Origin of the sequence: Ascidiimonas meishanensis, from assembly GCF_037782385.1 — a bacterium.
GTDB lineage: Bacteria > Bacteroidota > Bacteroidia > Flavobacteriales > Flavobacteriaceae > Ascidiimonas > Ascidiimonas meishanensis.
Genome location: NZ_JBBEXD010000045.1, coordinates 1 through 1,028 on the forward strand (window position 1 = coordinate 1; position 1,028 = coordinate 1,028).

Genomic DNA, 1,028 nt, shown 5'->3' on the forward strand with positions numbered 1-1,028 from the left:
ATTCCTAAAGTTCCGGAACAGGGGTATTATGTATTGTCTTCTGCACAACAGCGGATGTATTTTTTATATGAATTTGACAAAGCATCGCTTAGTTATAATATGCCCGGTATTTATAGACTAACGGGAGAACTAGACGTACCACATCTAAAAGCGTGTTTTCACCAATTAGTAGATCGTCATGAAAGCCTACGCACCTTCTTTGAGATGCGTGATAGTGGAGTTGTACAACGGATTGTACCAGCGGCAGATTTTGAGGTTTTATATAAAGAAGGTAGTAGCGAAGATATGCAGAGCGTGATCGATGGTTTTGTACGCCCCTTTGAGCTATGCTCAGCATATCCTTTTCGGGTAGCCTTGTATCAATTTGCTCCCAGAGAAGCCTTGCTTTTAATTGATATGCATCACATTATCAGTGATGGGGTATCGCATCAGGTACTGTTAGAAGATTTCTGTAAGTTATACCAAGGTGAATCTTTAGCGCCTCTTTCCTTACAATACCGTGATTATGCGCATTGGCAACAAGATTCTTTAGAAGAAGGCACTTTAGCAGATCACCGCTCGTATTGGTTATCGGTTTATAAAGAACTTCCTTCTCAGCTTTCATTACCTACAGATTACCCACGTCCTTTGATAAAGACGGATCATGGGAGGAGTACCGGGATCACAATAGAAGGCAGACGTCTTCATAAATTACGAGCTTTGGCACAGGAAGAAGGCGTTACGATGTACATGCTATTACTGGCTCTTTATACGCTATTACTTCGTAAGTTGAGCAATCAGGAAGATATAGTAGTAGGGACGCCTACCTCTGGTCGTCATCATGCTGATCTGGAGGGAATGGTAGGGATGTTTGTCAACACCCTTGCGCTTCGTTATGAGGTTAGTGGGGATCAAGATTTCCGATCATATTTGTCATTGGTAAAGCGTTGTACGCTAGGTGCGTTTGATCATCAGTTGTATCAGTATGAAACCTTAGTAGAGGAATTAGGGATTGATCGTGACACGAGTCGTAACCCGCTGTTTGATGT

Annotated in this window: 1 protein-coding gene; it reads left to right on the forward strand. The window is 42.2% G+C overall.

Translation table 11 applies throughout. From position 1 onward, the window contains the following. Positions 1–1,028: condensation domain-containing protein (locus WBG07_RS19340; protein WP_340203774.1), on the forward strand; the 1,028-nt coding region annotated here is incomplete at both ends.